The organism is Salinivibrio sp. SS2 (assembly GCF_001722075.1).
Classification (GTDB): domain Bacteria; phylum Pseudomonadota; class Gammaproteobacteria; order Enterobacterales; family Vibrionaceae; genus Salinivibrio; species Salinivibrio proteolyticus.
This window is the reverse complement of the sequence record NZ_MEBP01000064.1, coordinates 142,464-168,526: the sequence shown is the minus strand read 5'-3', so window position 1 is coordinate 168,526 and position 26,063 is coordinate 142,464. Positions and strand designations below refer to the sequence as shown.

Sequence of the window (26,063 nt, the reverse complement as noted above, 5' to 3'; positions counted from 1 at the left end):
GCAATCGTTAGCACGAGTTACTCGGTATGTACTCTGGGCTGGTAGTCACTGAGTACCGCATGGAGGCTTTCTGCTCTGACCGGTTTGGTGACGAAGTCGTTCATGCCGGCTTGAATACAGCGGCGGCGATCTTCATCCATCGCGTTGGCTGTTAAAGCAATGATTGGCTTGTTAAAACCAGCCATCCGTAAGGCCTTGGTAGCGGCAATGCCGTCCATCACTGGCATCGACATATCCATGAGCACTAAATCAAAATCATCGAGGCGTTGCTGAATATGGTGAACAGCTTCTTCACCGTTGGATGCCAGAATGACTCGATGACCTTGCTTTTCCAGCATGAGTCTCACCACCATTTGGTTGGCGCGACTGTCTTCGGCCACTAAAATCGTCATCGGCGGTACGAAATCGTGATGATACGCGTCCCTTTCTAGTTGTTCCGGCGGTAATGCGCCATCGGGAGGCGCAATAATGGGCAAACGGACACAGAAATCTGTTCCTTGGTTTAGCTCGCTTTGCACGCTGATGGTCCCGCCCATCATTTCAACCAGTTTCTTACAGATAGACAGCCCTAATCCCGTCCCGCCAAAACGGCGTGTGATACTGCCGTCTGCTTGAGTAAAGGGATCAAAGATCCTTGCGAGCTGGTTTTTTTCGATGCCAATGCCGGTATCTTTCACCCATAGCACCAGCGTGTGCTGTTCGGCATCAAGAGACACGGTGACACCACCACGATCAGTAAATTTGAGTGCGTTACCGATGAGGTTCAGTAAGATCTGTGTAAAGCGATTTTCATCCATAAAAATCGTCTCGGGAACCACAGATGAAACCGACATTGATAAGTAGATATGTTTTTTATCGGCGCGATCAACCAATTGCTGATAGACATTTGTGACACTGTCATTGGGGCGCATAACGGAGGGAGACAGTGAAAAGCGATTGGATTCAATTTTCGATAGATCAAGCACATCACTAATCAGCGTTAAGAGCAACTGAGCCGATTTATCCATCTGCCCTACCCACGCCATTTGATCGGCATTGAGCGAAGAATGTTGCAGGGCGTCAATAAGGCCCAGCACCGCATTTAATGGGGTTCGTATTTCATGACTCATCACCGCCAAAAATTGCGACTTCGCATTATTGGCTAGCTCTGCTTGTTGGCGTGCTTGTTGCAGTTCTTCGACACGACGCTTGGTGGTGGTAATATCCTTGGCTGTGCCGCGATACCCCACTAACTCTCCCCGTTTATTATAGAAGGGGCGGCCCGACAAACTTACCCAGTAATCATTTGTACCAGCACGCATATGCCATTCAATATCACTGAATGCTTTCTCGTGACGGATGAGTCGCTCTAAGCGTGCTTTAAGCGCCGTGTCTGATTTGATTTTATTAAGTAGCGCTTCCGGATCGATATCCGCATCGGTTGAAGGTGAAGAAAGGTAAGTTAGATGAAAGCTATTATCCAATTCCCAAAACCAATCACTGGCTGTTTGGGCAAAATCTTGAAACCGTTGACGACTTGCATTGAGCTCTTGGGTACGGATCCCAACCAGCGTATGCAGGCGGTGACGATAATCGATATCCATAATCGTCCGTTGGATTAATGGACGAAATCTGTCTAACACTTGCTGGGCTTCGTCGTTGAATGAATCGCGGCGATGCGACAGCAAGACCAACATAACTTCACTATCGTTAACAGTCAGGCCACTGATCAGTGCTGTTCCATTGATATATCCTGCATACTGGTGAGTTAAACAGTGCAGCTCTTTGACCAATCCTGGCTTATAAATCGCGACTGTTTCACCGCGGACGCAACGACGAAATACCTCCCCCGTTTGCCAAGTCACGGTTTCCAGAGAACTGTCTGTTGCTACGAGGCAGCGGAAGGCGTCTTCCGTTTCTCGATTGCGGCTCAAAGCTAAGGCGCTATCAAAACTGACATAGCGACGGATCACACCCAATAATGAAGCAAAGATATCCGTTTTCGTCGTCGCTTCTGTCATTGCTGAAATCGCAGATAAGATGGCATCGTTTTCTTCACGCAGGCGCTTTTCTCTTGCCTCGACGCGACTGAGTTCAAACAATGTTTCTTGAAGCGATTCTGAGTCTGAGCGAGCAGACGCAGTGAGTCGTTGCGACGCCATGATTAATCCTTGTGAAATAGCACAGCTGAGATCATTAAATTACCGTGAGACAACTCGCCACCTTTGAACAAGCCTTGCTCGCCGAAGGTAAACGGACAAACGAAAGGCGCATCGTATAACGCAATATTAATATTGTGAGCCACCTGCTCTAGCTTGTCTTTGACATGCAGCATGCATCCTGCACAGTAAATCGCTAATCCCCCTAGGGGTTCAGGCTGCCGCAACGCATGATCATTGGCTGACTCGACAACTCGACTAGCGCGTGCGACTAATCCTTCGCTGGTACCAGACATCAGATACACCGATTGACCGACCTCAAGCTGAGAGAATAGCTCTAAATGGCCTTGTTCATTAACTGCCATTGGATGCGCCAATGTGTAATAAGGTAGACCATGAATCGTGCCGGTTTGCGTTCCCAACGGATACAATGTGGATTGCGTAAAAACCGGTTGTTGCGTATCGAAGGCGATGCCGGTTTCAGCCTCATACCATGCTTTGTAGACCTCTGCTGCGGGCTGGTGATCAAGACTCACCAATTGACGCCCTCTTACATCGGTCACCGTTGCACTACGCTGAGTAGCTGCGTAGCCGGAATGAAACGAATAGCTGACTCTTGCGGACGGATAAAATACGCTAATTGCGATCCCGGTATCTGCAGTGCGTTGGCTATCGAAAAGACACCATTGCCCTTGCACGCTATCCGCGGCGGCAGAGCCCCCGATCACCGGTACCGCGACCCCCAGTTCTTCTCGAATCGCGGCCAATGTATGTTCTTCTTCACCTGGGGTGCTATGGAGTGCAATGAGTTTTGGTAATTCGCCACATCGGCCACTGTTTTCAATCGCTTGATTTAGGGCGATGCGCGCGGAGTCAGCGACTTGTCGATGGGATTCGTGCGGCACCAAAGCTGAACCATAGCAACCTTTTTCATCATTGCACGCCCATACTGCAATCGACGGGCCTTCGATATAGCCGCTTTGTGTCATTACACCACAGCAAGTTGAGCAGCCGATCACTTGGGCGTCAGGAAACAGTTCAGTGAGTGTCTCTCGCAGCTGGTTGGCGTCATACTGCTCGGTAAAGTACACCATTAAGAGCTGCGGCGCAGTTAATCGTGCTTTTAACGTACGAGCGAGTGCGTGTGCCGCTTGGTCCGCATCGCTCAATCGTGTATGTGCTGTCGCTATTTTCATACAATCCGTATGTTTTAATGACACATTAATGAGTAAGGATAGTCATGATACGCACATTAGGCGCTGAATTCATCGCTTTAGGTGGCTGAAATTGCACCTTATCTCGCGTATCCTAAATCCAACCTTATTATGGATAGACGAAAAACATGGACTGTCGACCTATCGCACTGCTTGGTGGGGCCTGTAAACTTGGTGCCGTTTTGTCCCATCAACTTGCCGCTCAAGGCTTTATCCCTATCATTATCGATCATCGAATATCCAATGGCTTGGACATTGTTGCGGATGAGCCTCGTGCTCGCTTTCGTGAAACGCAACCATCTAAGCGTGAAACCCTGACAGTGTTGGAAGAATGCGGTCGGCAAATAGGTCCTCTTCATGGTGCTGTTTTGATCCCTGAGTATGGTGAGGCCTATTTATCTGCAGTGGGATGGCGTGCCTTGATGGCGGTCTGTATTCAAGAACCTGTATTTGTCGCTATCCACTCCGAAAAGCGATCTGGCGCCGAATACAAATTAGACACAGAAAGCATGAAACGCTTTAACAGAGTTATTTTCAAGTCGGATCACACAATTAACACTGATGATGAGTCGTTGCTAGATGGTGAAAAGTGCAAAATATTGTCATCCATGACAACATTCCTTATGAGTGATGACTCAAAATTGATTTATAATCAATCATTTGTTTTGGACTTTTAAACCTTAGGTGAGGAAGTCCTACAATAATGAACGCTATGACCAATAAATTGACTTAAAAAGCTATAAATTGAATTAACACGCATATTATTCCGTGTCTTTTAGGTAATTAAATTTAAATTGATACTGATCAATGACAACAACAAATTCCTCGTAACCAACTTGCTTGTTCTTAGATTTCCATTGCCAAGTAACCTGATAGCCAGTGTCCGTCTCTGTCACCGTTTGCGGGATTTCTAGAGTTTGTTTCCCTTGTGTTGACCAATAGGCCGAATGAGGCTTTCTATCTGATATTAAAGAAAATATAAGATTACCTTTTCCTTGCCTCCATTGATAAGTAACCAATTTTGGTGAATGTGACGTGCCACAAACTCCTTCACCATCGTCGCAGTCTATACTGGTTAGTCCCGGCGAATAAAAAAGGGTTCGCCACACAAATGCGGAGACTAAAAGTGTAAGCATGACGAGTATTTGCGCGAGTCGCCCTTTAGTTAGCTTTTCTGCTGCCATAGTTAGGATTTTCCGTGTTACAGAGGTCAAAGTTTTATAAGAAAGAGAGGTAAGCCGTACTGAGTGTGTGGGTTAGCCCCTATTTTTCGCCCAATATCTACAGTATGATTCTGACCGAAAATGCCATTTTTACAAAGAAATAGCAACGTAGCGAAGAAAGCGGTTAAAAACCGTACGCAACATGCGATTTACTTTGTGATGGTATGTAACAAGACGGAGCGGAGGCTTCGTCCGTATCAAACGTGAGTGTAGTTAACCAAAAAGTGGAAGCATGCAATATGAGCCAAGTTAAGCAGCTTGAACAAGACTACAACTACCGCGTTGTCCGCTTATTTACTCTTACAACTATTTTGTGGGGTATCGTGGGCATGGCCGTAGGTGTACTTATTGCCGCTCAGTTGGTGTGGCCTGCGCTGAACTTTGATATTCCGTATTTGACGTACAGCCGTTTGCGTCCATTGCATACTAATGCAGTGATCTTCGCATTCGGTACAAGTGCGCTGTTTGCAACGTCTTACTACGTTGCACAACGTACGTGTCAAACACGGTTATTCGGAGGGAAGTTAGCAGAGTTTACCTTCTGGGGCTGGCAAGCCATTATTATCGCCGCAGCAATCTCGCTGCCTATGGGATATACCACCTCGAAAGAGTACGCAGAGCTAGAGTGGCCAATTGACCTCGCTATCGCTGTTGTATGGGTGGCATACGCGATTGTGTTCTTTGGGACATTAATTAAACGTAAGACCTCTCATATCTACGTCGCGAACTGGTTCTTCGGTGCCTTTATCCTAACCATTGCTGTACTGCATATTGTCAACAGCATGGCGATCCCCGTTTCACCGATGAAGTCCTACTCTATCTACGCTGGCGCCGTCGACGCCATGGTGCAGTGGTGGTACGGACACAACGCGGTAGGTTTCCTACTGACGGCTGGTTTCCTAGGTATGATGTATTACTTTGTGCCTAAGCAAGCAGGTCGTCCAGTGTACTCATATCGCCTGTCTATCGTTCACTTCTGGGCACTTATCTCACTGTATATTTGGGCTGGGCCTCACCACCTCCACTATACAGCACTGCCTGACTGGACCCAGTCTGTGGGTATGGTGATGTCACTGATTCTGTTTGCTCCTTCTTGGGGTGGCATGATCAACGGTATTATGACCCTGTCTGGTGCTTGGCATAAACTGCGTTATGACCCAATCTTGCGCTTCTTGATCGTATCTTTGTCGTTCTACGGCATGTCTACGTTCGAAGGCCCAATGATGTCGATTAAGACAGTGAACGCGCTATCACATTACACCGACTGGACTATTGGTCACGTACACTCTGGTGCTTTGGGTTGGGTTGCGATGGTATCTATCGGTTCCATTTATCACCTCATTCCAAAGCTATTTGGTCAAGAACGCATGTACTCCGTGTCACTGGTTAACGTGCACTTCTGGCTAGCCACCATTGGTACGGTGTTATATATCGTGGCAATGTGGATTTCTGGTGTGATGCAAGGTTTGATGTGGCGTGCAGTGAATACTGACGGCACCCTCACCTACAGTTTTGTGGAATCACTAGAGGCCTCATATCCGTTCTATTTCGTCCGCTTTATCGGCGGTGCAATTTTCCTCTCAGGGATGTTCCTGATGGCTTTCAACGCGTACAAGACCATTCGTGCGCCAGAAGCTAGCTTGAAGTCGCTTGAGCCTGCGGTATAAGGAGAACGAATAAATGAGTGCCAATCGCCACGAAATCGTTGAAAAAAATACCGGTCTGCTTGCGATTTTGATTATCGTTGCAATCAGTTTTGGTGCGCTGGTAGAGATCACTCCGCTGATCTATCAAAAGCAAACCACTGAACCGGTAGATAACCTTCGTCCGTATACAGCGTTAGAGATGGAAGGACGCGACATTTATGTGCGTGAAGGTTGTACTGTTTGTCATAGTCAAATGGTGCGCCCTTTCCGCGCAGAAACCGAGCGTTATGGCCATTATGCAGTGGCTGGTGAAAGTGTTTGGGAGCACCCGTTCTTATGGGGTTCTAAACGTACAGGTCCTGACCTTGCACGTGTGGGTGGTCGCTATTCTGATGAATGGCATCGTGTCCACCTGATTAACCCCCGGGATGTGGTTCCTGAATCAAATATGCCAGGTTTCCCTTGGCTGGCAGAAAACAAGCTAGATGGGAAAACCACTGCTGCTAAATTGAAGCTGTTCCGCGACCAATTCGGTGTGCCATACACTGATGAGGACATCGCGAATGCGAAGGCATCAGTAGAAGGTAAAACAGAGATCGAAGCACTGATTGCATATCTTCAGTCACTCGGTCATGCAATGAAGTAAAAAAGGAGGGCCTATGGATATCGGCACCTTTCATAGTATTTGGACAGTAGTCCTATTTGTTAGCTTCATTGGGATCGTTATTTGGGCTTACAGCAAAGGCCGCAAGAAGCACTTTGATGATGCGGCCAATCTGGTGTTCGCCGATGAGGACCAGGATAAGTCCAAAGACAAGACAGGAGATAATCGCTAATGAGTACGTTTTGGAGTCTCTTTGTAACAATCATCGTACTCGGCACCATTGCAGGTTGTGCAGCTCTTATCATTTGGACGACCAAAGATAAAATGGGTGTTGCCGAAGGTGATGATATGGGTCACGACTACGACGGTATTCGTGAGCTGAATAACCCACTTCCTAAGTGGTGGTCTTATATGTTTTGGGCCACGTTAGTTTTCGGGATTGGTTATTTAATCTTGTATCCAGGTCTGGGTAACTTCGCCGGCGTTCTAGGCTGGAAAAGTTCTTATCAGGATATAAGAAGCGTCGAGGAGTCGCGTGAATTGATGGCGAAAGCGCAAGAAGCGCAGCACATCAACCAATACGCGATGGAACTAGAAGCCGCAGATAAAGTGTTTGGTGAGGCTTTCCGTAAGCTTGCTTTCCAAGAAGACGGGAAAACGCTTCGCTCTATCACGCAAATCGCGGATAATGAAGAAGCCCTGAAAGTGGGTCAGCGTTTGTTTATTCAAAACTGTGCACAATGCCACGGTTCTGATGCGCGTGGCCAAGCGGGCTTCCCTAACCTGACCGACGAAGCTTGGTTATACGGCGGTGAACCTCAAACCATCAAGGCAACCTTGATGCATGGTCGCCAAGGTAATATGCCAGCATGGTTAGACACCATGGGTGAAGATGGCGTGAAAGAAGTCGCAGCCTATGCCTTAAGTCTTTCTGGTAGGAAGGTTGACGCGCAAATGGCCGCAAAAGGTAAGACGCGCTTTGTTGTCTGTGCTGCATGTCATGGCACGGATGGTAAAGGTAACCCTGCCTTTGGCGCACCTGACTTAACCGATAACGTCTGGCTATACGGCGGTTCTCGCCGTGCAGTCGAAGACACTATTCGTTATGGTCGTCAAGGTGTGATGCCTGCGTGGAAAGACATCCTCGGTGAAGAAAAAATTCAGTTGCTCTCTGCTTATGTCTGGCGTTTGAGTAATACTGAAGTAAAATAAACACTTACGTGTGAACATAGCCCCTGTTCAGCAGGGGCTTTTTTTAACGCTCAAGCAAAGGTGTTACCCATGATAAAGCCCTGGTACAAGCAGTTCTGGCCTTGGTTCCTTATCGCACTACCCTCTTCAGTCGTTGTCGCTAGCTTGCTCACAGTGACAGTGTTTTCATTGAACTCTGTGTCGCTTGTGGCTGAAGATTATTATAAGAAAGGGAAAGCGATAAATATCGACCTTTCAAAACTTCGCGTGGCGGCGCAAAAGGGAGTCTCTGCGAGCCTATCTGCTACTCCGGAGACGTTGCGGATTGCATTGAATAAAGGCCAACTTGAAAGGTTTCCTACTCTTCGTGTACACGTCCAACACCGTACATTAGAGCGGAGAGATATCAATGCGATGGTGAACCCAAACCAAGCCGGCGTTTATCAGATTGATCTCCAAGAGCCACTTGAGGGGCCGTGGTTTGTTGAGATCTCGTCGTTTGACGATAGTTGGAAGGTAAATGGACGGATTAGTTTCCCTCTTTCTAGTGATTGGACACTAAGCGGTAAGCAGTAATCATGACCAACTCCTGTTATCATTGTGGTGAGCCAGTTTTGACTGGCGACACCTATCAAGTTGTGATCTTTGATCAACCTCGTCTAATGTGCTGTCCTGGTTGCCAAGCAGTGGCAACCACTATTGTAGACAGTGGTTTGAGTTCTTATTATCAATATCGAACCACCCCAGCAGATAAAGCCGACCTCGTGCCGGAAGAGCTCAAATCACTGTCGCTATATGACAATGAAGATGTTCAACGTGAATTTGTTCGCGACCTCGCGGAACAAAAAGAAGTGACGCTGTCACTAGACGGTGTGTCATGTGCGGCTTGTGCATGGCTGATTGAAAAGCAATTGCAGCGCGCCAAAGGCGTAACGCATATCCAAGTCAATACAACCACGAACCGTGCGACTGTGCGTTGGGATCAAACCCAAACATCACTCAGTACTATTCTTACACACATTCACCAACTCGGTTACAAAGCTGCGCCGTTTGAAGCGGATAAGCAAGAGCAGCAATACCACCGCAATATGAAGCAATATCTCTATCGTCTAGGGATTGCAGGCCTCGCTACCATGCAAGTGATGATGCTTGCCGTGGCGATGTACTTTGAAGTCTTTGGCGATATGGATGAAACCTTCCGAAACTATTTCCGTTGGATAAGCCTTATCTTTGCGACTCCTGTGCTGCTTTACTCCGCGCTTCCGTTTTACACCAATGCGTGGCGAAACTTAAAAGCACGCACACTGGGTATGGATGTGCCCGTTTCTATCGCCCTGCTCTTTGCCTATTTTTCAAGTTTGTACGCGACCGTTACCGGTAAAGGGGAAGTCTTCTTCGAATCGGTCGCGATGTTTACCTTCTTCTTACTGCTGGGGCGTTTTCTGGAAATGCGGGCAAGACGCACAGCGGCGGCCGCGAGTGCAAATTTGCTCAAGCTGGTACCGAAAATGGCACGTTATCTTGATGGTGAAGCAGTGCCTGCTAATAGCCTCTCGGTCGGAGAAAAAATACGCGTGTTGCCAGGTGAGCCTTTCCCTGCCGATGGTGTGGTACTAACCGGCACAACCTCAGTTGATGAAGCAATGCTCACCGGCGAGTCACTGCCGCAAATGAAACAACAGGGAGACGTTGTTTACGCGGGGACCATGAATGTTGAAGGTAACGTCGACCTTGAAGTGACAGCCAATCATAAAGAGTCATTAGTTGCTAACATTGTTCGCCTACAAGATGAAGCACAAATGGCGAAGCCAAAAGTCGCTGTCCTCGCAGACAAAATTGCCCGCTATTTTGTCGCCGCTATTTTACTTATCTCCGCCTCAACGTGGTTATATTGGCATTTTGAGCGACCTGACGATGCATTTTGGATCATGCTGTCAGTGTTGGTGGCGACCTGCCCTTGTGCGCTGTCTTTAGCAACACCGACCGCATTAACCTGCTCAACCTCAACCTTTGGTCAGCTCGGTATTATGTTACGCCGCAGTCATGTGCTGGAGACGTTAACGAAAGTCAATCGGTTGGTTGTCGACAAGACGGGTACCCTGACAGAAGGTAAGATTGAGATCAGTGATGTCGCGATCCTCAATCCTGAATATGATGAACAAAACGTACTGGACATTGCCGCCAGCTTAGAAGCGTTTGCCAACCACCCGATTGCCTACGCTTTTCAGTTGAGAGCCTTAGCGTATTATGACGTCGTTGACGCAGATAATCACATTGGGCTGGGTATCAGCGGCACAATTAACGGACAACATTGGCGGATCGGCAAGCCGGATTTTGCACTGACCACCACAGAGACAGCGTTTAGCCATTACCCAGTCGTGCTCTCCTGTGATGGTAAGCCCATTGCCGCCTTCTCGCTCAATGACCCAATTCGTGATAGCAGTGCATCCTTAATTGCTGCGTTCAAACACGCAGGCATTCAAACCACCATGCTCACAGGCGATCAATCTACCAATGCCGACATGGTCGCAAACCAGCTTGGCATTGAAACTGTGATATCAGGCGTATCGCCACAAGGAAAACTGGCGTATCTTCAGGAGCTTTCAAGCGATACGATTACATTAATGGTCGGTGATGGTGTTAATGATGCCCCTGTACTTGCAGGCGCACACCTCTCGGTGGCGATGGGTGGCGGTACCGACATCGCTAAAGCCTCCGCCGATATGGTGTTACTGAGCGATGATCTAGAAAAACTGCTTACGGCGAGACAACTCGCGCGTCGCACACGCCGTATCATTGCCGAAAACCTCGCATGGGCTTTAGGGTACAATGTCACCATTCTTCCCCTTGCGGTAATGGGGTTTGTCGCGCCTTATGTTGCCGTAGTCGGCATGTCAGCAAGTTCCATTATTGTGGTATCGAATTCACTCCGTCTGCTCAACCGAAAATAAGGAAATCTTATGGCCAGCCTTTACATTTTGATCCCGATTGCCATCATGCTGGTCTGTGTGGCTGCTGTGGTGTTTATTTGGGCGGTGAAGTCCGATCAATTTGAAGATTTAGAACGCCAAGGCTCATCAATCTTATTTGATGAGGAAGAGCCAGAGAAAAATGCGCAGCGTAACGAAAACGAATCCGACAACCAGCACTCATCTAAACATCCCTAAACGAGCCTTGTATGACTAACGTTGATTTTATTGGCGCCTTCGTCATTGGTTTGGTCGGTGCCGGGCATTGCATTGGGATGTGTGGTGGTGTGGCGGCAGCAATGTCACTCGGTATCCCCAAGCATAAAGCGAAATGGCCCTACCTACTTTTGTATAACCTTGGACGCATAACCTCCTACACCATTGCAGGTGCACTGATTGGCGGTGCAGTTGCCTCTATTCTTGCCATGAGTGATCTCACCCATCAGCTGGCTGTACTACGCCTTTTTGCTGCTGTGATGATGCTGTTGCTTGCGGCTTATTTAGCTCATATCTGGAACGGCTTAAGTTATATCGAGCGGGTTGGTGGCAAATTGTGGCAGCGCGTCTCTCCACTTTCCTCGAAGTTATTACCGCTCAAATCACCAACCTATGCACTTCCATTTGGCTTACTCTGGGGCTGGTTACCCTGTGGACTCGTTTACTCTGCACTCAGTTGGTCAGCAGTTGCAGGTAGCGCATCAGGAGGTGCCCTGATTATGTTTGGCTTTGGTCTCGGTACTCTACCCGCGATGATCACTGTCGGTGCACTTGCGGAGCGGATCAAACCCATACTCAATAATCGCCTAATACGTTTGACATGTGCTACATTGATGGCATTGTATGGGGTTTACACAGCGTATGGGGCATTAAAGTTACTTTTGTAGATAGACCTTAAGGATAAGGTCGACCAAGCACGCCATGATGGTGTAATATTACTAACGACGTTTTTTATTTCAGGCAGGTGTATGGTGTCTAATAAGATCATCACTCGGCGGGTACAGTCTGGTGGCTGTGCAATTCATTGTCAGGATTGCAGTATCAGCCAATTATGTATCCCTTTTACGTTAAATGAGCAAGAGTTGGATCAACTGGATAGCATCATTGAGCGAAAAAAACCTATTCAGAAAGGCCAAGAGTTGTTCAAAGCGGGTGATCATCTTCGAGCACTTTACGCAATTCGGTCAGGAACCATCAAAAGCTACACCATCACCGAACAAGGTGATGAACAAATTACCGCGTTCCATTTAGCGGGCGACTTGGTTGGCTTTGACGCCATCAACGAGAGAGAGCACCCAAGTTTTGCGCAGGCGCTTGAAACCTCGATGATCTGTGAAATTCCTTACGAAACGCTAGACGATTTGTCAGGCTCGATGCCAAAGTTAAGACAACAAATCATGCGGTTGATGAGTAATGAGATCAAAGGAGACCAAGACATGATCTTGCTCCTATCGAAGAAAACCGCAGAAGAGCGTCTTGCCGCCTTCCTTTACAGCCTTTCCAAACGATTTTCTCAGCGTGGATTTTCGCCTCGTGAGTTCCGGTTGACGATGACCCGTGGTGATATTGGTAACTATCTCGGCCTTACTGTTGAGACAATTAGCCGGTTGCTAGGTCGCTTCCAAAAATCAGAAATTCTTGCCGTGAAAGGGAAATACATCACGATTCTCAATCTGGAAGAATTAGCACGTTTAGCAGGCGAAGAGCTCTAAACTGCCCTTTCAACACGCGAACAAGATCCTAATAAATGGCGCTTTATGCGCCATTTCTCTTTTTTACTTCCCTATCTCGATTTTATATCGCTCTCTTAGATGTTGTGCGTTACATTGAAACTACACGGTGCATCTGTGCTAAGGAGGCAGATATGTCTAGGTATACAAATCTTCTGGTTGTGATCGACCCCGCCCAAGACCAACAACCCGCACTGTCTCGCGCAGTCACATTAAGTGAGCGCTGCGATGCGGATGTAAAACTGACCCTATTTCTTGCTATTTATGATTTCTCTTATGAAATGACCTCGATGCTCTCATCCGATGAGCGTCAAGCAATGCGAAATGGCGTGATGCACCAACGCGAAGAATGGATGAATGACATCATTCAGTCACACAACGCGCAACATTGTGATATTAAAAAAGAGGTGGTGTGGCATAACCGCCCTTATGAAGCCATTGTTGAGCGAGTACTGAGCCATCAGCATGACTTAGTGGTTAAAGCCACGCACAAGCATGACACCTTAGGCTCCGTGATTTTCACCCCAACTGATTGGCACCTATTACGCAAATGTCCAAGCTCTGTGTTGTTGGTGAAAGAACATGGGTGGCCAGACAAAGGCAAAATCATTGCGTCCGTGCATGTTGCCTCTGAGAGCGAAACACACGCCACATTGAATGATAAACTCGTGGATGAAGGCGAAGTGATGAGTGCCATGCTTGGTGCTGAGCTTCATCTAGCCAATGCCTACCCTGCAACACCGGTGAACATTACCATCGAGCTACCAGAGTTTGACCCCACCTCATATACCGATGCGGTTAGAGGACATCACCTCACCGCCATGAAAGCGCTCCGCCAGCGTCACCACATTGAAGAGGCGCGTACACATGTGCATGAGGGATTACCTGAAGATGTTATTCCCGAGATCGCACGCGAATTAGATGCAGAGCTGGTGATTCTTGGCACAACAGGACGAACCGGCCTCTCAGCCGTCTTTATTGGTAATACGGCAGAACATATGATTGACCAACTGGATTGTGACTTGCTCGCCATCAAACCGGATGGTTACATCAGTCCACTTGATCCTCGCGCGAACGATTAACCCTTCAACCCTAGCAGGCAGTGCTATTCACTGCCTGCTGCTGGCATTTATAGTCAAAATCCGTATCATACCCGCCATTCATGCATTCACTGCAGCGCAACGTGGTTGAGCTGCCCATCACGCGAAAGTACTTATGAGCACGCAAGAGCTGACCAAAGCACAAAAATACGGGTTTAATAAACTGCAAAAGCGCATTCGCCGTAATACCGGCCAAGCCATTGCTGACTTCAATATGATTGAAGATGGCGATCGTATCATGGTGTGCTTATCTGGCGGAAAAGACAGTTACACGCTGCTAGATATGCTACAAAGCTTGCAAAAAAGCGCTCCCATTTCGTTTGAGCTTATCGCGGTCAACTTAGACCAAAAACAGCCCGGCTTTCCCGAGCATATCTTGCCCGAGTATCTTGAGAGTCTCGGCGTCGAGTATAAGATTGTTGAAGAAGACACCTACTCGATTGTGAAAGATAAAGTGCCGGAAGGTAAAACCACGTGCTCACTCTGCTCACGCTTACGTCGCGGTATTTTGTATCGTACGGCTAAAGAGTTGGGAGCCACTAAAATTGCCCTGGGCCACCATCGCGACGACATCCTTGAAACCTTATTCTTGAACATGTTTTATGGCGGCAAAATGAAAGGCATGCCACCCAAGCTTGTCTCAGATAACGGGGAACATGTGGTGATCCGTCCTCTGGCCTATTGTCGCGAAAAAGACATTGAACGTTACTCGGAGCAAAAAGCGTTTCCGATTATTCCATGCAACCTATGTGGCTCGCAGCCTAACCTGCAACGCCAAGTGATCAAGGATATGCTGCGTGATTGGGACAAGCGTTTTCCTGGACGTATTGAGACCATGTTCCGCGCGATGCAAAATGTGGTGCCTTCGCACATGGCTGACTTCAACTTGTTTGATTTCAAATCAGTGGCAGCAGGTATGGCCTATGAAGGTGATGGAGACACTGCCTTCGATAAAGAAACTTTTACCAATCCGACACCCGATAATGATGATGTGGTTGAGGTAGACCCGGCATTAACATTAGATGTGATGAACGTGAGCCACTAGCTAACCCGTTCGTTATCGTAAAAAAGCGCTCCAAGAGCGCTTTTTTTCTGTCAAGAGGAAGGGTCTTTTGGTAGCCAAGGTGATATTTTAATTGGCGTGGCTGGAAGCGTTAAGCGTGACTCCGGTTGCAACGCACTGGCATCAATGGTCACTTTACGGTTCTCAATCACGTACGATTGGCCGGTTGTTGATACCACATTACCGCTAACATCTGAGCCAAAATGTACCACGACACCCTGCGTTTTCGGCATAAACCACGACGCGAACATACCGCCGAGATTCTTCATCATCGCATCCATTTGAGGCAACCAGCCTTGAATTTGCTCCCCCGTCAATTGCTGATCAACCGGCGTATTCACTAGAACCTGAAAAGAGATGTCGCAGGTCATGCCCGCTGGAGTTTCCACAAATACATCTGGGTTCACTTTGCGTAACTGGTTATCTAGTGGCAGTGGCAATGCTTGCGATGGCGGGATATCAAAGGCTTCGTAATGTTCCTTTTTGCGCATCCACGCTCGAGATATGGGGCACACCTCTCCGGTATCAGGCGAAACCATAAAATACGCGACACCAATATCTGGGTGCCCTTCTTCAACATTATGCTTGAGCTGAGTGAACAATTTGCTGTAGCTAAATCTCATGGTATCGGCATGGGCAGGCAAGCTCATACAAGCTGCCAGTACCAATGCACTGGTTAATTTTTTCATGGACACTCCGTGTACGGGCTAAACGCCAATCAGGCATCAAAAGTATCGTTGCCTGACGAATGGGATGTTTCAGGGGTGGCATTGTTATCGTTATTTTGTGACACCGTCACTTCGACGCCGACACCAAACATTTCTCGGTAAATCACACCCTTAACATTGAACAGAAAGGGTAATGCCCAAACCAATGCAAAGCCAGCGGTAACAAAAGAAATGAGAAATAGCACGCCGACCACCGCATAAATAGTGGCAAGGGCGAGCACTTTCTTGTTGACGGCACGGAAAGACACCGCCAGCGCCTTTAACGGCGTCAAACGCTTTTCACAAATCAGTAGCGGTGCCATCGAAAAGGCCATCGCGACATATAAGCTCAATAATGGAAAAATCATACTGGCGACGCTTTGTAACGTCGCAGACAAACAAATCACCACGGTGACAGGCAGTGCAAACGCCAACCCCTTAACTAGATGGCGAGGTTTGGACCTAAACCCAATGGCATGCGCCAACCCCATCAAGCTTGCACCTGCATACAAGGGGGCAATCAGCACCTCAGAGGTAAAGTTAGATAACCACACGGATGACACCATATCTGTGGTCATTTCGCGCTGCCCGACTAACCCCTCGAATAAATGAGAGGGATCGCCCAGAAGTAACGTCAACATCAACACTAGAATACCAACTTGAACGGCAAATAAGCATAAAGCCGCGGGCAGAAAGGACCAGAAGTGTTTAAATGTCAGCGAGAACGCTTCTTTAATAATCTCAAATGGCTCGAGGCGATATCGACCGTTGAGTGCGGTCTCTATCGACCCACCAATATGTAGCGCATTGTTGAAATCTTGTTGACTCATAATCGTTATTTGTCATGACTGTTGTTGACAGTATATCTGACTGTTACCAATAGCCAAAAACCAATCTCACCAGAAAACAAGGAATCCGTGCTATTTTTACCCAACGTTAACATCAAGGATGTTTCATGATTTACCCATGATAGCGGCTGATTAGAGCACGGCGAAAATGTGTAAAAAATTGCTTTAACTTAGCAGGATGCACGTCTATCATGCGCCGTCTATTTTATGGGTAAATCCGCGAACAACAATTTGCCAGGTAGGGAGAGAACGAACCATTGAACCACGCGCATGTATCTCACAAACCGGTTGTTGAGCTTAAATCTCTGACCAAAAGCTTTGACGGCAAAGAAATCATTTCCCGTTTCAATCTCACCGTTAACGATGGTGAATTTCTGACTATCCTCGGCCCTTCTGGCTGCGGGAAAACAACCGTATTACGTCTTATCGCTGGCCTTGAAGATGCGGACAGCGGCCGTGTCATTATCGATGGAAAGGATGTCACAGATATCCCCGCCGAACAGCGCCACGTAAATACGGTATTCCAGAGCTACGCCCTTTTCCCGCACATGAGCGTATTCGAAAACGTTGCGTTCGGACTGCGGATGCAAGGTGTGGATCGTACGACGATCGAGCCTCGGGTGATGGAAGCGCTGCGTATGGTGCAGCTTGACCATTATGCGTCGCGTAAGCCACATCAGCTATCTGGTGGCCAGCAACAACGTGTTGCAATTGCTCGTGCCGTTGTCAATAAACCGAAAGTGTTGTTGTTAGATGAGTCTTTATCCGCGCTAGATTATAAGCTGCGTAAGCGCATGCAAATGGAGCTCAAACAGCTACAACGTAAACTGGGGATCACCTTTATCTTTGTCACACATGACCAAGAAGAAGCGCTGTCGATGTCCGATCGGATTTTGGTAATGCGTGATGGTGAAATCGAGCAAGACGGTAGCCCTCGTGAGATTTACGAAGAGCCTAAGAACCTGTTTGTGGCGCGTTTTATTGGTGAAATCAATGTGTTCGATGCTACCGTGATTAAACGGATGGATGAGCAACGCATTTGGGCGCGTATTGAGTCACGTGAATGTGAGGTCTACTGCAAACTGGATGTAGGTGCCGGCGATCAAGTCAAAGTCTTGCTGCGCCCAGAAGACATTCGCATTGAAGAAATTAGTGATGATGCTAACCCCAATGGCCTAATTGGCTACGTGCGTGAGCGTAACTATAAAGGCATGACGCTAGACTCTGTGCTCGAGATGCCATCAGGGCAAACCGTGATGGTCAGCGAATTCTTTAACGAAGATGATCCGGATGTTGACCACTCACTCGACCAAAAAGTGGCAATCACTTGGGTTGAAAGCTGGGAGGTGGTATTGGCCGATGAAAAAGCTTAACCTGCAAACCGCCATCATTGGCTTGGTTGTCGGTTGGTTATTGGTTTTTGTCTTTATGCCCAACCTGATGATCATCATCACCAGTTTCTTAACCCGTGACGATGCCAACTTGATTGAGATGACTTTCACACTCAGTAACTATGCCAAGTTATTGGATCCTCTCTACGCCAAGGTGGTATGGCATTCGTTCTATATGGCAGCCATCGCGACCCTGATTTGCTTGTTAATCGGTTACCCGTTCGCGTTTATCATCGCCAGAATGCCAAAACGCATGCGCCCGTTAATGCTCTTTTTGGTCATTGTGCCCTTCTGGACGAACTCACTGATCCGTACTTATGGCCTTAAGATTTTTCTCGGCACACGCGGCTTATTGAACGAAAGCCTAATGTGGCTTGGCGTGATTGAGCGCCCCATTCGCATTATGTATACCGAATACGCGGTCATGATTGGTCTTGTCTACATCTTGCTACCGTTTATGATTTTGCCCTTGTATTCCAGCATTGAAAAGCTAGACAACGCGTACCTTGAAGCGGCACGCGATCTTGGGGCGAATACAGTTCAACGTTTTATTTGCGTGATCCTTCCTTTGACCACTCCGGGGATTATTGCCGGCAGTTTGTTGGTATTACTGCCTGCCTTGGGCATGTTCTATGTCTCTGATTTATTGGGTGGGGCGAAAAACCTCCTGATTGGTAATGTGATTAAGAGTCAAATCCTCAATGTACGAGATTGGCCATTTGGTTCCGCAGCCAGTATTTCTCTGACCGTTCTCATGGGTCTGATGTTGTTCGCCTATTGGCGGGTTGGCAAATGGATGAATCGTAAGGAGACACTCGCATGAGCCGTATCTTACGCAGTGGATTCTTATCCTTAGTTTATGCCTTTTTGTATATTCCAATCATTATATTGATTGTGAATTCCTTTAATGCCAGCAAGTTTGGCATGAACTGGAAAGGCTTTACTTGGAAATGGTATGAGCAGCTTATCAACAATGACAGCTTGGTTCAGGCGGCAGGGAACTCGCTCACCATCGCGATTTTCTCTGCCTCTGCGGCGGCAATTATCGGTAGCCTCACGGCAGTCGCGTTGTTCCGCTATCGCTTTCGTGGCAAGCAATTCGTTAATGGTATGCTGTTCGTGGTGATGATGTCGCCTGATATCGTGATGGCTATTTCATTGTTGGCATTATTTGTCTTGATGGGCGCACAATTGGGCTTTCTTACTTTGCTGCTCTCGCACATCACCTTTTGTTTGCCGTTCGTGGTGGTCACCGTGTACAGCCGCTTAAATGGCTTTGATGTCAAAATGCTTGAGGCAGCTCGCGATTTAGGCGCCAGTGAGTGGGTCATTCTGACCAAAATCATTCTGCCCCTTGCAGCGCCTGCGGTGGGCGCGGGCTGGTTACTGAGTTTCACACTCTCCTTGGATGATGTGATTGTTAGCTCTTTCGTGACGGGCCCAAGTTATGAAATTTTACCTTTGAAAATCTACTCAATGGTTAAAGTTGGCGTCTCACCCGAAGTTAATGCCTTAGCGACCATCATGCTAATGGTATCGCTCGTCTTAGTTATGTGCTCACAATGGCTGGCTAAAGATCGACTAAAATAAACCTTTCCTCGGGCTGCTACCCCGCTGGCAGCCCGCTTCCTGTTGTCTGTAATGTCTAGGAGTTTTCACCATGACCAAATGGTCTTCACTCTCTGCGTTGGCGCTGCTGGGTGCGTCACTGGTCCCATCAACGGCATCGGCTGAAGATGATGTTCTCTACTTTTACAACTGGTCCGAATACATTCCAGCATCCGTGCTAGAAGAATTTACCGAAGAAACCGGTATTGAAGTCATGTATTCCACCTATGAGTCCAATGAGACCATGTATGCGAAATTAAAGACGCATCCTGAAGGCTATGATTTGGTTGTTCCCTCAACCTATTACGTCTCCAAAATGCGTCAGGAAGGCATGCTACAGAAAGTGGATAAAACCAAGCTAAGCCACTTTGACGGCCTTGACCCTGATAACCTGAACAAACCCTTTGATCCTGATAACCAATACTCTATCCCTTATATCTGGGGAGCAACGGGCATTGGGGTCAACACTGATTTTATGGATAGCAGCGCTGTCTCTCGCTGGGCCGATCTGTGGGATCCTAAATGGCAGGGTCAGTTGCTGATGATGGATGACGCGCGCGAGCTCTTCCACATCGCACTGCGTAAGCTGGGCTATTCAGCCAATACCACCAATCCGGATGAGATTAAAGCCGCCTACGAGGCGCTGCGTGAGCTAATGCCAAATGTATTAGTATTTAACTCCGATTTCCCTGCCAACCCCTACCTTGCCGGCGAAGTCACCTTGGGGATGCTTTGGAATGGCTCTGCGTATATGGCCCGTCAAGAAGGCGCTCCCATTGAGATTGTCTGGCCAGAAGAAGGCGCTATCTTTTGGATGGATAGCCTTGCCATTCCCGCCAACGCTAAACATGTAGACGCTGCGCACAAGATGATCGACTTCTTGCTGCGTCCAGAAAACGCCGCGAAGCTCGCACTCGAAATTGGCTACCCAACACCCGTTAAAGCGGCTTATCCGCTGTTACCGGCTTCCTTTAAAAATGATCCTAATATTTACCCACCGAAAGCGGTGATGCAGGCCGGTGAATGGCAAAACGCGGTCGGTGATGCCAACCGCTTGTACGAAGATTATTTCCAGCGCTTAAAGGCGGGGATGTAATAACGAGACATTGGGGCCTGAGGGCCCCTTTTTACTGTTCAAGGGCGAGGATTTCATCCACCAGCGCCGGTACGAGCGTGCTGGCTTTGCCGTAACGGCGTTCACTGAACTCACTTTCAACCGCACTGGGCTCCAAGTTGATTTCAATGGTGTGAGCCCCATGCATCGCCGCTTCATGTACAAATCCCGCCGCGGGATAGACTGCACCAGACGTCCCAATAGAGACGAATAAATCAGCTTGGGTGAGTGCATCATGGATTTGTCCCATCCCCAGTGGCATCTCGCCAAACCAAACCACATGAGGACGAAGGGGCGCTGGCATTTGACAGCAATGACAGTGATCAGCATCAGTAATATCCCCTACCCAATCAATGGTCTGTTGCGAGTGGCTGCAGCGTGCTTTGAGGAGCTCGCCATGCATATGAATGATGTGCTGTGTGCCGGCACGTTCATGAAGATCATCAATATTCTGCGTGACCACCAGCACAGTGGCATCACTTTCTTTTTCTAAACGGGCTAGCGCGTCGTGTGCCGCATTGGGCAATACACCGGATTGAAGCTGGCGACGGCGGTCATTATAAAACTGCTGAACCAATCGCGGATTACGCGCAAAGCCTTCTGGCGTCGCGACATCTTCAATATGGTGCTCTTCCCACAGGCCATCTTGGTCACGAAAGGTACGAATACCCGACTCTGCAGAAATGCCCGCGCCGGTAAGCACAACAATGTGTCGGTAGGGAAATGTCATAGCCCATCCTTGAATTTTCATCTAACACCTTCATTTATAACACCCAAATTGAAACCTTTGAAGCATGGTGGCTTTAGACCTTGGTCGCGAAATGGTTTCATTAGGAAAAAATGCTCGACCGCGATCACGAACCGCTAATGCAACGACTGGCTAGACCAATCAATCCGTCCGCTTGGGTTACAATACTCACTTGTTTATCGCTTTTGTTAACAATTATGCAACTTGAACGTTATTATAGTGAGCAGGACGGAAAACTGCTTTTTACTCGCCAGCAAGCCAGTGACTTTGCCAAACGTGTTGCCGGTGACTTTAACCCTATCCACGATACTGAGGCATCACGCTTTTGTGTACCCGGCGATCTTCTGCTCTCTATTTTGCTTGCAAAGATTGGGATCAGTGAGCATATTCAGATTCATTTTAATGGCATGATCAGTGCGAACACGCCATTACAGATTGTCGAAACCGATCATGAAGTCACTGTGGTCGATGAAAACCAAAAGCTCTATCTTACCCTGACCCGCCGCGGTGCTGTACGACACGACCCTGCGCTTGCTAACGAAATTGCTCAGCACTATGTACAGTTTTCAGGTAAAAACTTTCCCCATATCATGGTGCCATTGATGCGTGAGCAGCAGATGATGATCAATACCGATCGTCCACTGGTGATGTATGAGAGCATGAGTCTGTCGTTTGATGATTTACAAATTAGCTCGGCAGAAGTTGCCCTTTCTAGCTCAACCATGAGTGTTAACGGTAAACGTGGCAAGGTCGATCTCTCGTTTGATTTTATGGTTGGGGATAGGCGTGTCGGTCATGGTTGCAAGACAATGGTCGCCAGCGGGTTGCGCCCTTATTGTGAAGACGCGATTCAAGATTTGGTTGAGCGTTTTAATGCCCGTAAGCAAGCATACTGTATGGCTTAGCTTTTTTTGCATTTTATCCGCACCCACGTTTCGCCCTGATCTATAGTTAGATGAGGGCGTTTTTATAGGGAAGTTATTATGCAATCCAGTAGCTTAGTTGAGCGTATCGATAAATTACCGAAGATCCCCAAAATTGTGCAAGAACTGATTGATTTGGTAAACAGTGACAGTGCCGATCTCAATCAAATTGCGGACAAAATTTCATACGATCAAGTGATTTCAGCCCGAGTACTCCGCTTATCAAATTCCGCCTATTTTGGACGAGCCCGGAACATTGGCTCTGTCAATGAGGCAGTCATTCGGCTTGGGCTTGGCCCCGTGCGCACCCTCGTCGTTTCAAGTGCATTAATGAGTGCGTTTGACGTCGATAGCGAATTGGATATCGACGCATTTTGGCAGCACACCTTTGAAGTAGCGACCATCAGCAAAGCGCTCGCGGGCTCATTAAAAATGGATCCGAATGAGGCGTTTACTGCGGGGATGCTTCATAACTTGGGCGAATTGCTGATCATGACAACCGCTTATGAACAGCTTGATAGGATTAATCTACATATAGAAGCGGGTAAACCCAAGCAAGAAGCGCAGGAACTCATTTTAGGTGTCACCAGCGCAGAGTTAGGCGGTGAGTTAGCACGTAGGTGGAATTTTCCTGATCGGCTTTGCGATGCGATTCGCTATCAATTTACGCCTGTGCATAAAGAACAATTCTCGCCACTGGCCGGTATCTTACGACTGGCGGGGAAAGTCGACGAATCATGGCAGGAGTTTGTCACTACCGACTCCAAGCTCGAGTGGCTTAATCAGCAGCTCGAATACAATATGCTCGGCTTTCCTAAAACCGTGGTCGCCGCCGTTGATGATGTGATCGGCAAAGGCCGTGAAATGGCGAAGATGCTGAAATAGTTAATTCTGACTGTACATAGAATACAAGCGCCATCGCCATCCAGCATGGCGCTTTTTTGTTGTCACCGAACGTTGCCATTGCAGCCAAATAAACGCGGTATCTGTTTATGCATCACCTTGCTAGAAACAATGGCGAATATCTAAATACTTTTGCCGAATGTGCTCAATGAGTAAGCGGATTTTCTTTGGTGGCTGTCGGGTAAACGGGTACACGGCATAAATCCCCAATCGCTTGCCCACCTGATCGGGAAACAAATCAATCAAGTCGCCCCGAGTAATATCCTGATAAACCAAACAACGCGGGACATACGCAATACCGTGTCCCCCAAGCGCGCCTTTCCTCAATGCAATAGGGTTATCCGTCGAGAGATTACCCGACACTTTAATCATTTGGTTTTTGCCCTCACCTTTAAATTCCCAATCACTCGCCCCTGTGGTTTGATAGGCATATTGCAAACAGTTATGGGCTTTCAGATCATGAGGTTGCTGCGGACGACCATGACGTGCGATGTAGCCCGGTGCAGCACAAACCACCCATTGAGAGTCGAGAATATGCCGGGCAATCAAACTGGAGTCTTCGAGATAACCGGTACGGATTACCAAATCAAACCCTTCATCAATCAAATCAACAAAGCGATTTTCTAACGACATATCAATGGTAAGCCCCGGGTATTGGCTACAAAATTCCGCGACTGCCTCCGCTAACAGTAACTCACCAGAAATCGTTGGTACCGAGATTTTGATATGGCCACTGATCGCCTCCCCAAAGCCCGAGACAGCATCAAAGGCTTCATCAGCGGCTTGCTTCACAGTTTTTGCGCCTTGATAGAGTGTCCGCCCCGCATCCGTTAGCGTGAGCTTTCGGGTTGTTCGATACAACAACTGAACGCCTAGACTCTCCTCCAGCTTCTTAATCCGTTTACTAACGACTGAATTTGTAAGGGAATTTATTTCGGCAACTTTGCTGAAGGAACCATATTCAGCGACTTGAGCAAAAAGTACGAGATCGTCTGTTTTCGGCATATTATGTCAATTATGGAAGTAATCATTTTCATTATTTCCATATATCAAGAAAATGTAAACGAGTAATGTCACATCCAGTTAACATCACGTCATCACGATGTCAGCAAAAAAACAACAGATGCGACAGCATAAAAATACGATGGCGTGCCTTGCTTTTACGTGAACTAACGGAAGAGACGTCTAAAAGGACAGACTATGACTGATACCCTCTACGCCCTTGTTGCGTTTTCCCCCATCGTGGTTGCTGCCATTTTGCTGGTGGGATTAAATTGGCCCGCCAAAAAGGCGATGCCAGTGGCATTTATCATGACAGTGTTAATCGCACTATTCCAGTGGCAAATGAGCCTTACTCGCGTCTCAGCCTCGATTTTACAAGGACTAATCATTACAGCTGCTGTCCTCTGGATTGTCTTTGGCGCGATTTTGCTGCTCAATACATTGAAACACACCGGTGCGATTACCGTGATCCGTAATGGTTTCACCAATATTTCAGATGACCGGCGTATTCAAGCCATTATTATCGCTTGGTGTTTTGGCTCTTTCATTGAAGGTGCGTCAGGATTTGGGACCCCCGCGGCCATCGCAGCCCCTTTGTTGGTTGCGATCGGTTTTCCTGCGCTGGCCGCCGTTGTGATTGGTATGATGATCCAATCCACGCCCGTCTCTTTCGGAGCAGTGGGAACCCCTATCATTGTCGGCGTCAATAAAGGGCTTGATAGCCACACTATTGGGCAAACATTACTGGCTAACGGCAGTGACTGGGCCAGCTATTTACAAGCTATCACCACCCAAGTCGCACTCATCCATGCCATGATTGGCACCCTAATGCCACTATTGATGGCCATGATGTTGACTCGCTTTTTCGGCAAAAACAAAAGCTGGCGCGAAGGATTGGCCGTGGCGCCATTCGCCATTTTTGCGGGGTTAGCCTTTACCATTCCTTATGCCTTGACCGGGTGGTTACTCGGTCCTGAATTCCCCTCTCTACTTGGTGGATTAGTAGGTATTGTCCTGGTCACCACCGCGGCGCGGAAAAATTTTCTTGTTCCCAAAAAGCACTGGGACTTTGATGATGCCTCTACGTGGCCAAGTCAATGGTTAGGCTCGCTTAAAATGGACCTTAAGGTTAAAGAAAAGCCCATGAACATGGCCATGGCTTGGGCGTCTTATTTACTCTTGGCACTGTGTTTGGTGATCAGCCGCGTCAGTCCAACGGTAAAATCACTACTAACAGATGTGAGCTTAAGTTTTAACGCGCTATTGGGAGAAACCGGCATTAATGCGGCGATTCAACCTTTGTATCTTCCTGGTGGGATCCTCGCATTCGTCGCCTTAGTTGCCACCTTACTTCACAGCAAACGTCTCCAGCCTCTATTCAAAGCAGCGAATGAGTCTAGTAAAACACTCATCGGTGCAGGCTTTGTGTTGGTGTTTACCATTCCTATGGTGCGTATATTTATTAACTCAGGAGTGAATGCCGCCGATTTGGTCAGTATGCCAGTAATGACTGCGCGGTTTGCTGCGCAACTGGTGGGTGATGGTTTCCCTGCTCTGAGCGCCACCATTGGTGCATTAGGGGCCTTTATCGCCGGCTCAAATACCGTCTCGAATATGATGTTTAGTCAGTTTCAATTTGAAGTCGCACAAACACTGGGCGCTTCAACCGTCACCGTGCTGGCACTTCAGGCCGTCGGTGCGGCAGCAGGTAATATGATTGCCATTCACAACGTCGTTGCCGCCTCCGCCACTGTGGGCTTATTGGGGCGCGAAGGCGCGACCTTACGTAAAACTGTGTTACCTACGATTTACTACCTAATTGCCGCTGGAGTAATTGGCATCATCGCGATACATGTGATTCAAGTTGCTGACATCCTGATCGCGGCGTAATCTGACGATGATAGGCCGAGCGCAGAACTCGGCCTGATTGACCTAACTCAAGCG

Annotated in this window: 26 protein-coding genes; 19 read left to right on the top strand and 7 right to left on the bottom strand. The window is 47.9% G+C overall.

The annotated features are described in order from the left end of the window. Nucleotides 1–17: 17 nt before the first annotated feature. Both BGK46_RS06160 and BGK46_RS06155 read right to left on the bottom strand, forming a co-directional pair. A complete protein-coding gene (locus BGK46_RS06160) occupies nt 18–2,141 on the bottom strand; it encodes a hybrid sensor histidine kinase/response regulator (RefSeq protein WP_069587713.1) in 2,124 nt (707 codons plus the stop codon). A gap of 2 nt (nt 2,142–2,143) precedes the next feature. Then, nucleotides 2,144–3,334 (bottom strand): FIST signal transduction protein, encoded by a 1,191-nt coding sequence (locus BGK46_RS06155; RefSeq protein ID WP_069587711.1) that lies wholly within the window; start codon nt 3,332–3,334, stop codon nt 2,144–2,146. 200 nt (nt 3,335–3,534) lie between these two features. On the opposite strand from BGK46_RS06155, the gene BGK46_RS06150 reads away from it, so the two are divergent. Beyond that, nucleotides 3,535–4,029: a hypothetical protein gene (locus BGK46_RS06150; protein ID WP_139130739.1), complete on the top strand. Its 495-nt coding sequence runs from the start codon at nt 3,535–3,537 to the stop codon at nt 4,027–4,029. A gap of 84 nt (nt 4,030–4,113) precedes the next feature. On the opposite strand, the gene BGK46_RS06145 is transcribed toward BGK46_RS06150, so the two are convergent. Then, nucleotides 4,114–4,536 carry a hypothetical protein gene (locus BGK46_RS06145; protein WP_069587704.1) on the bottom strand — a complete coding sequence of 141 codons (423 nt, stop codon included), beginning with the start codon at nt 4,534–4,536 and terminating at the stop codon, nt 4,114–4,116. A 278-nt stretch (nt 4,537–4,814) separates the two neighbouring features. On the opposite strand from BGK46_RS06145, the gene ccoN reads away from it, so the two are divergent. The 11 genes from ccoN to ttcA all read left to right on the top strand — a co-directional run bounded on the left by ccoN (nt 4,815) and on the right by ttcA (nt 14,857). Further along, nucleotides 4,815–6,242, top strand: coding sequence for a cytochrome-c oxidase, cbb3-type subunit I (gene ccoN / locus BGK46_RS06140; RefSeq protein ID WP_069587702.1), 1,428 nt, complete (start codon nt 4,815–4,817; stop codon nt 6,240–6,242). Nucleotides 6,243–6,255: 13 nt separating this feature from the next. Continuing rightward, nucleotides 6,256–6,867 (top strand): cytochrome-c oxidase, cbb3-type subunit II, encoded by a 612-nt coding sequence (ccoO, locus tag BGK46_RS06135; RefSeq protein WP_069587701.1) that lies wholly within the window; start codon nt 6,256–6,258, stop codon nt 6,865–6,867. Nucleotides 6,868–6,880: 13 nt separating this feature from the next. Next, the gene (locus BGK46_RS06130) at nt 6,881–7,057 is read left to right on the top strand and encodes a CcoQ/FixQ family Cbb3-type cytochrome c oxidase assembly chaperone (protein WP_069587700.1); all 177 of its coding nucleotides are present in this window, start codon (nt 6,881–6,883) and stop codon (nt 7,055–7,057) included. Then, nucleotides 7,057–8,037, top strand: coding sequence for a cytochrome-c oxidase, cbb3-type subunit III (ccoP, locus tag BGK46_RS06125; protein WP_069587698.1), 981 nt, complete (start codon nt 7,057–7,059; stop codon nt 8,035–8,037). The genes BGK46_RS06130 and ccoP overlap by 1 nt, the downstream gene beginning before the upstream one ends. Before the next feature lie 69 nt (nt 8,038–8,106). Beyond that, nucleotides 8,107–8,592: a FixH family protein gene (locus BGK46_RS06120; RefSeq protein WP_069587696.1), complete on the top strand. Its 486-nt coding sequence runs from the start codon at nt 8,107–8,109 to the stop codon at nt 8,590–8,592. Nucleotides 8,593–8,594: 2 nt separating this feature from the next. Continuing rightward, on the top strand, nt 8,595–10,967 hold the full coding sequence (locus tag BGK46_RS06115; RefSeq protein WP_069587694.1) for a heavy metal translocating P-type ATPase: 2,373 nt from the start codon (nt 8,595–8,597) through the stop codon (nt 10,965–10,967). Between the two features lie 9 nt (nt 10,968–10,976). After that, on the top strand, nt 10,977–11,183 hold the full coding sequence (gene ccoS, locus BGK46_RS06110; protein ID WP_069587692.1) for a cbb3-type cytochrome oxidase assembly protein CcoS: 207 nt from the start codon (nt 10,977–10,979) through the stop codon (nt 11,181–11,183). 11 nt (nt 11,184–11,194) lie between these two features. Continuing rightward, nucleotides 11,195–11,869, top strand: coding sequence for a sulfite exporter TauE/SafE family protein (locus tag BGK46_RS06105; RefSeq protein ID WP_069587691.1), 675 nt, complete (start codon nt 11,195–11,197; stop codon nt 11,867–11,869). Nucleotides 11,870–11,950: 81 nt separating this feature from the next. Next, a complete protein-coding gene (locus tag BGK46_RS06100) occupies nt 11,951–12,694 on the top strand; it encodes an FNR family transcription factor (RefSeq protein ID WP_069587689.1) in 744 nt (247 codons plus the stop codon). 152 nt (nt 12,695–12,846) lie between these two features. After that, nucleotides 12,847–13,794: a universal stress protein UspE gene (uspE, locus tag BGK46_RS06095; RefSeq protein ID WP_069587687.1), complete on the top strand. Its 948-nt coding sequence runs from the start codon at nt 12,847–12,849 to the stop codon at nt 13,792–13,794. Between the two features lie 133 nt (nt 13,795–13,927). Next, the gene (ttcA, locus tag BGK46_RS06090) at nt 13,928–14,857 is read left to right on the top strand and encodes a tRNA 2-thiocytidine(32) synthetase TtcA (RefSeq protein WP_069587685.1); all 930 of its coding nucleotides are present in this window, start codon (nt 13,928–13,930) and stop codon (nt 14,855–14,857) included. 50 nt (nt 14,858–14,907) lie between these two features. Here the strand turns inward: ttcA and BGK46_RS06085 are convergent, their stop codons facing one another. Next, complete coding sequence (locus BGK46_RS06085; RefSeq protein ID WP_069587683.1) at nt 14,908–15,564, bottom strand: DUF2987 domain-containing protein; 657 nt, start codon at nt 15,562–15,564, stop codon at nt 14,908–14,910. Between the two features lie 29 nt (nt 15,565–15,593). After that, nucleotides 15,594–16,412: a hypothetical protein gene (locus BGK46_RS06080; protein WP_069587681.1), complete on the bottom strand. Its 819-nt coding sequence runs from the start codon at nt 16,410–16,412 to the stop codon at nt 15,594–15,596. A gap of 275 nt (nt 16,413–16,687) precedes the next feature. Between BGK46_RS06080 and potA the strand changes: the two genes are divergently transcribed. From potA to BGK46_RS06060, 4 genes are all read left to right on the top strand, one after another. Beyond that, nucleotides 16,688–17,803 (top strand): spermidine/putrescine ABC transporter ATP-binding protein PotA, encoded by a 1,116-nt coding sequence (gene potA, locus BGK46_RS06075; protein WP_069587679.1) that lies wholly within the window; start codon nt 16,688–16,690, stop codon nt 17,801–17,803. After that, nucleotides 17,790–18,644 (top strand): spermidine/putrescine ABC transporter permease PotB, encoded by an 855-nt coding sequence (potB, locus tag BGK46_RS06070; protein ID WP_069587678.1) that lies wholly within the window; start codon nt 17,790–17,792, stop codon nt 18,642–18,644. Before potA ends, potB begins: the two co-directional genes overlap by 14 nt. Then, nucleotides 18,641–19,411 (top strand): spermidine/putrescine ABC transporter permease PotC, encoded by a 771-nt coding sequence (potC, locus tag BGK46_RS06065; protein WP_069587677.1) that lies wholly within the window; start codon nt 18,641–18,643, stop codon nt 19,409–19,411. The genes potB and potC overlap by 4 nt, the downstream gene beginning before the upstream one ends. Before the next feature lie 70 nt (nt 19,412–19,481). Further along, nucleotides 19,482–20,525, top strand: coding sequence for an extracellular solute-binding protein (locus tag BGK46_RS06060; protein ID WP_069587674.1), 1,044 nt, complete (start codon nt 19,482–19,484; stop codon nt 20,523–20,525). Between the two features lie 31 nt (nt 20,526–20,556). On the opposite strand, the gene cobB is transcribed toward BGK46_RS06060, so the two are convergent. Then, a complete protein-coding gene (gene cobB, locus BGK46_RS06055; RefSeq protein ID WP_069587672.1) occupies nt 20,557–21,273 on the bottom strand; it encodes a Sir2 family NAD+-dependent deacetylase in 717 nt (238 codons plus the stop codon). Between the two features lie 215 nt (nt 21,274–21,488). Between cobB and BGK46_RS06050 the strand changes: the two genes are divergently transcribed. Together BGK46_RS06050 and BGK46_RS06045 are read left to right on the top strand one after the other, a co-directional pair. Continuing rightward, nucleotides 21,489–22,196: a DUF3581 family protein gene (locus tag BGK46_RS06050; RefSeq protein WP_069587670.1), complete on the top strand. Its 708-nt coding sequence runs from the start codon at nt 21,489–21,491 to the stop codon at nt 22,194–22,196. A gap of 78 nt (nt 22,197–22,274) precedes the next feature. Next, the gene (locus tag BGK46_RS06045) at nt 22,275–23,099 is read left to right on the top strand and encodes an HDOD domain-containing protein (protein ID WP_069587668.1); all 825 of its coding nucleotides are present in this window, start codon (nt 22,275–22,277) and stop codon (nt 23,097–23,099) included. A gap of 120 nt (nt 23,100–23,219) precedes the next feature. On the opposite strand, the gene BGK46_RS06040 is transcribed toward BGK46_RS06045, so the two are convergent. Next, the gene (locus BGK46_RS06040; protein WP_069587666.1) at nt 23,220–24,122 is read right to left on the bottom strand and encodes a LysR family transcriptional regulator; all 903 of its coding nucleotides are present in this window, start codon (nt 24,120–24,122) and stop codon (nt 23,220–23,222) included. Between the two features lie 195 nt (nt 24,123–24,317). On the opposite strand from BGK46_RS06040, the gene BGK46_RS06035 reads away from it, so the two are divergent. Continuing rightward, complete coding sequence (locus BGK46_RS06035; RefSeq protein ID WP_069587664.1) at nt 24,318–26,009, top strand: L-lactate permease; 1,692 nt, start codon at nt 24,318–24,320, stop codon at nt 26,007–26,009. Nucleotides 26,010–26,063 lie beyond the last annotated feature (54 nt).

Excerpts from the sequence above, each read along its gene's own strand:
- BGK46_RS06160 (WP_069587713.1), bottom strand. The coding sequence starts at position 2,141 with ATGGCGTCGCAACGACTCACTGCGTCTGCTCGCTCAGACTCAGAATCG.
- BGK46_RS06155 (WP_069587711.1), bottom strand. The coding sequence starts at position 3,334 with ATGAAAATAGCGACAGCACATACACGATTGAGCGATGCGGACCAAGCG.
- BGK46_RS06145 (WP_069587704.1), bottom strand. The coding sequence starts at position 4,536 with ATGGCAGCAGAAAAGCTAACTAAAGGGCGACTCGCGCAAATACTCGTC.
- ccoN (WP_069587702.1), top strand. The coding sequence starts at position 4,815 with ATGAGCCAAGTTAAGCAGCTTGAACAAGACTACAACTACCGCGTTGTC.
- ccoO (WP_069587701.1), top strand. The coding sequence starts at position 6,256 with ATGAGTGCCAATCGCCACGAAATCGTTGAAAAAAATACCGGTCTGCTT.
- BGK46_RS06130 (WP_069587700.1), top strand. The coding sequence starts at position 6,881 with ATGGATATCGGCACCTTTCATAGTATTTGGACAGTAGTCCTATTTGTT.
- ccoP (WP_069587698.1), top strand. The coding sequence starts at position 7,057 with ATGAGTACGTTTTGGAGTCTCTTTGTAACAATCATCGTACTCGGCACC.
- BGK46_RS06120 (WP_069587696.1), top strand. The coding sequence starts at position 8,107 with ATGATAAAGCCCTGGTACAAGCAGTTCTGGCCTTGGTTCCTTATCGCA.
- BGK46_RS06115 (WP_069587694.1), top strand. The coding sequence starts at position 8,595 with ATGACCAACTCCTGTTATCATTGTGGTGAGCCAGTTTTGACTGGCGAC.
- ccoS (WP_069587692.1), top strand. The coding sequence starts at position 10,977 with ATGGCCAGCCTTTACATTTTGATCCCGATTGCCATCATGCTGGTCTGT.
- BGK46_RS06105 (WP_069587691.1), top strand. The coding sequence starts at position 11,195 with ATGACTAACGTTGATTTTATTGGCGCCTTCGTCATTGGTTTGGTCGGT.
- BGK46_RS06100 (WP_069587689.1), top strand. The coding sequence starts at position 11,951 with ATGGTGTCTAATAAGATCATCACTCGGCGGGTACAGTCTGGTGGCTGT.
- uspE (WP_069587687.1), top strand. The coding sequence starts at position 12,847 with ATGTCTAGGTATACAAATCTTCTGGTTGTGATCGACCCCGCCCAAGAC.
- ttcA (WP_069587685.1), top strand. The coding sequence starts at position 13,928 with ATGAGCACGCAAGAGCTGACCAAAGCACAAAAATACGGGTTTAATAAA.
- BGK46_RS06085 (WP_069587683.1), bottom strand. The coding sequence starts at position 15,564 with ATGAAAAAATTAACCAGTGCATTGGTACTGGCAGCTTGTATGAGCTTG.
- BGK46_RS06080 (WP_069587681.1), bottom strand. The coding sequence starts at position 16,412 with ATGAGTCAACAAGATTTCAACAATGCGCTACATATTGGTGGGTCGATA.
- potB (WP_069587678.1), top strand. The coding sequence starts at position 17,790 with ATGAAAAAGCTTAACCTGCAAACCGCCATCATTGGCTTGGTTGTCGGT.
- potC (WP_069587677.1), top strand. The coding sequence starts at position 18,641 with ATGAGCCGTATCTTACGCAGTGGATTCTTATCCTTAGTTTATGCCTTT.
- BGK46_RS06060 (WP_069587674.1), top strand. The coding sequence starts at position 19,482 with ATGACCAAATGGTCTTCACTCTCTGCGTTGGCGCTGCTGGGTGCGTCA.
- cobB (WP_069587672.1), bottom strand. The coding sequence starts at position 21,273 with ATGACATTTCCCTACCGACACATTGTTGTGCTTACCGGCGCGGGCATT.
- BGK46_RS06050 (WP_069587670.1), top strand. The coding sequence starts at position 21,489 with ATGCAACTTGAACGTTATTATAGTGAGCAGGACGGAAAACTGCTTTTT.
- BGK46_RS06045 (WP_069587668.1), top strand. The coding sequence starts at position 22,275 with ATGCAATCCAGTAGCTTAGTTGAGCGTATCGATAAATTACCGAAGATC.
- BGK46_RS06040 (WP_069587666.1), bottom strand. The coding sequence starts at position 24,122 with ATGCCGAAAACAGACGATCTCGTACTTTTTGCTCAAGTCGCTGAATAT.
- BGK46_RS06035 (WP_069587664.1), top strand. The coding sequence starts at position 24,318 with ATGACTGATACCCTCTACGCCCTTGTTGCGTTTTCCCCCATCGTGGTT.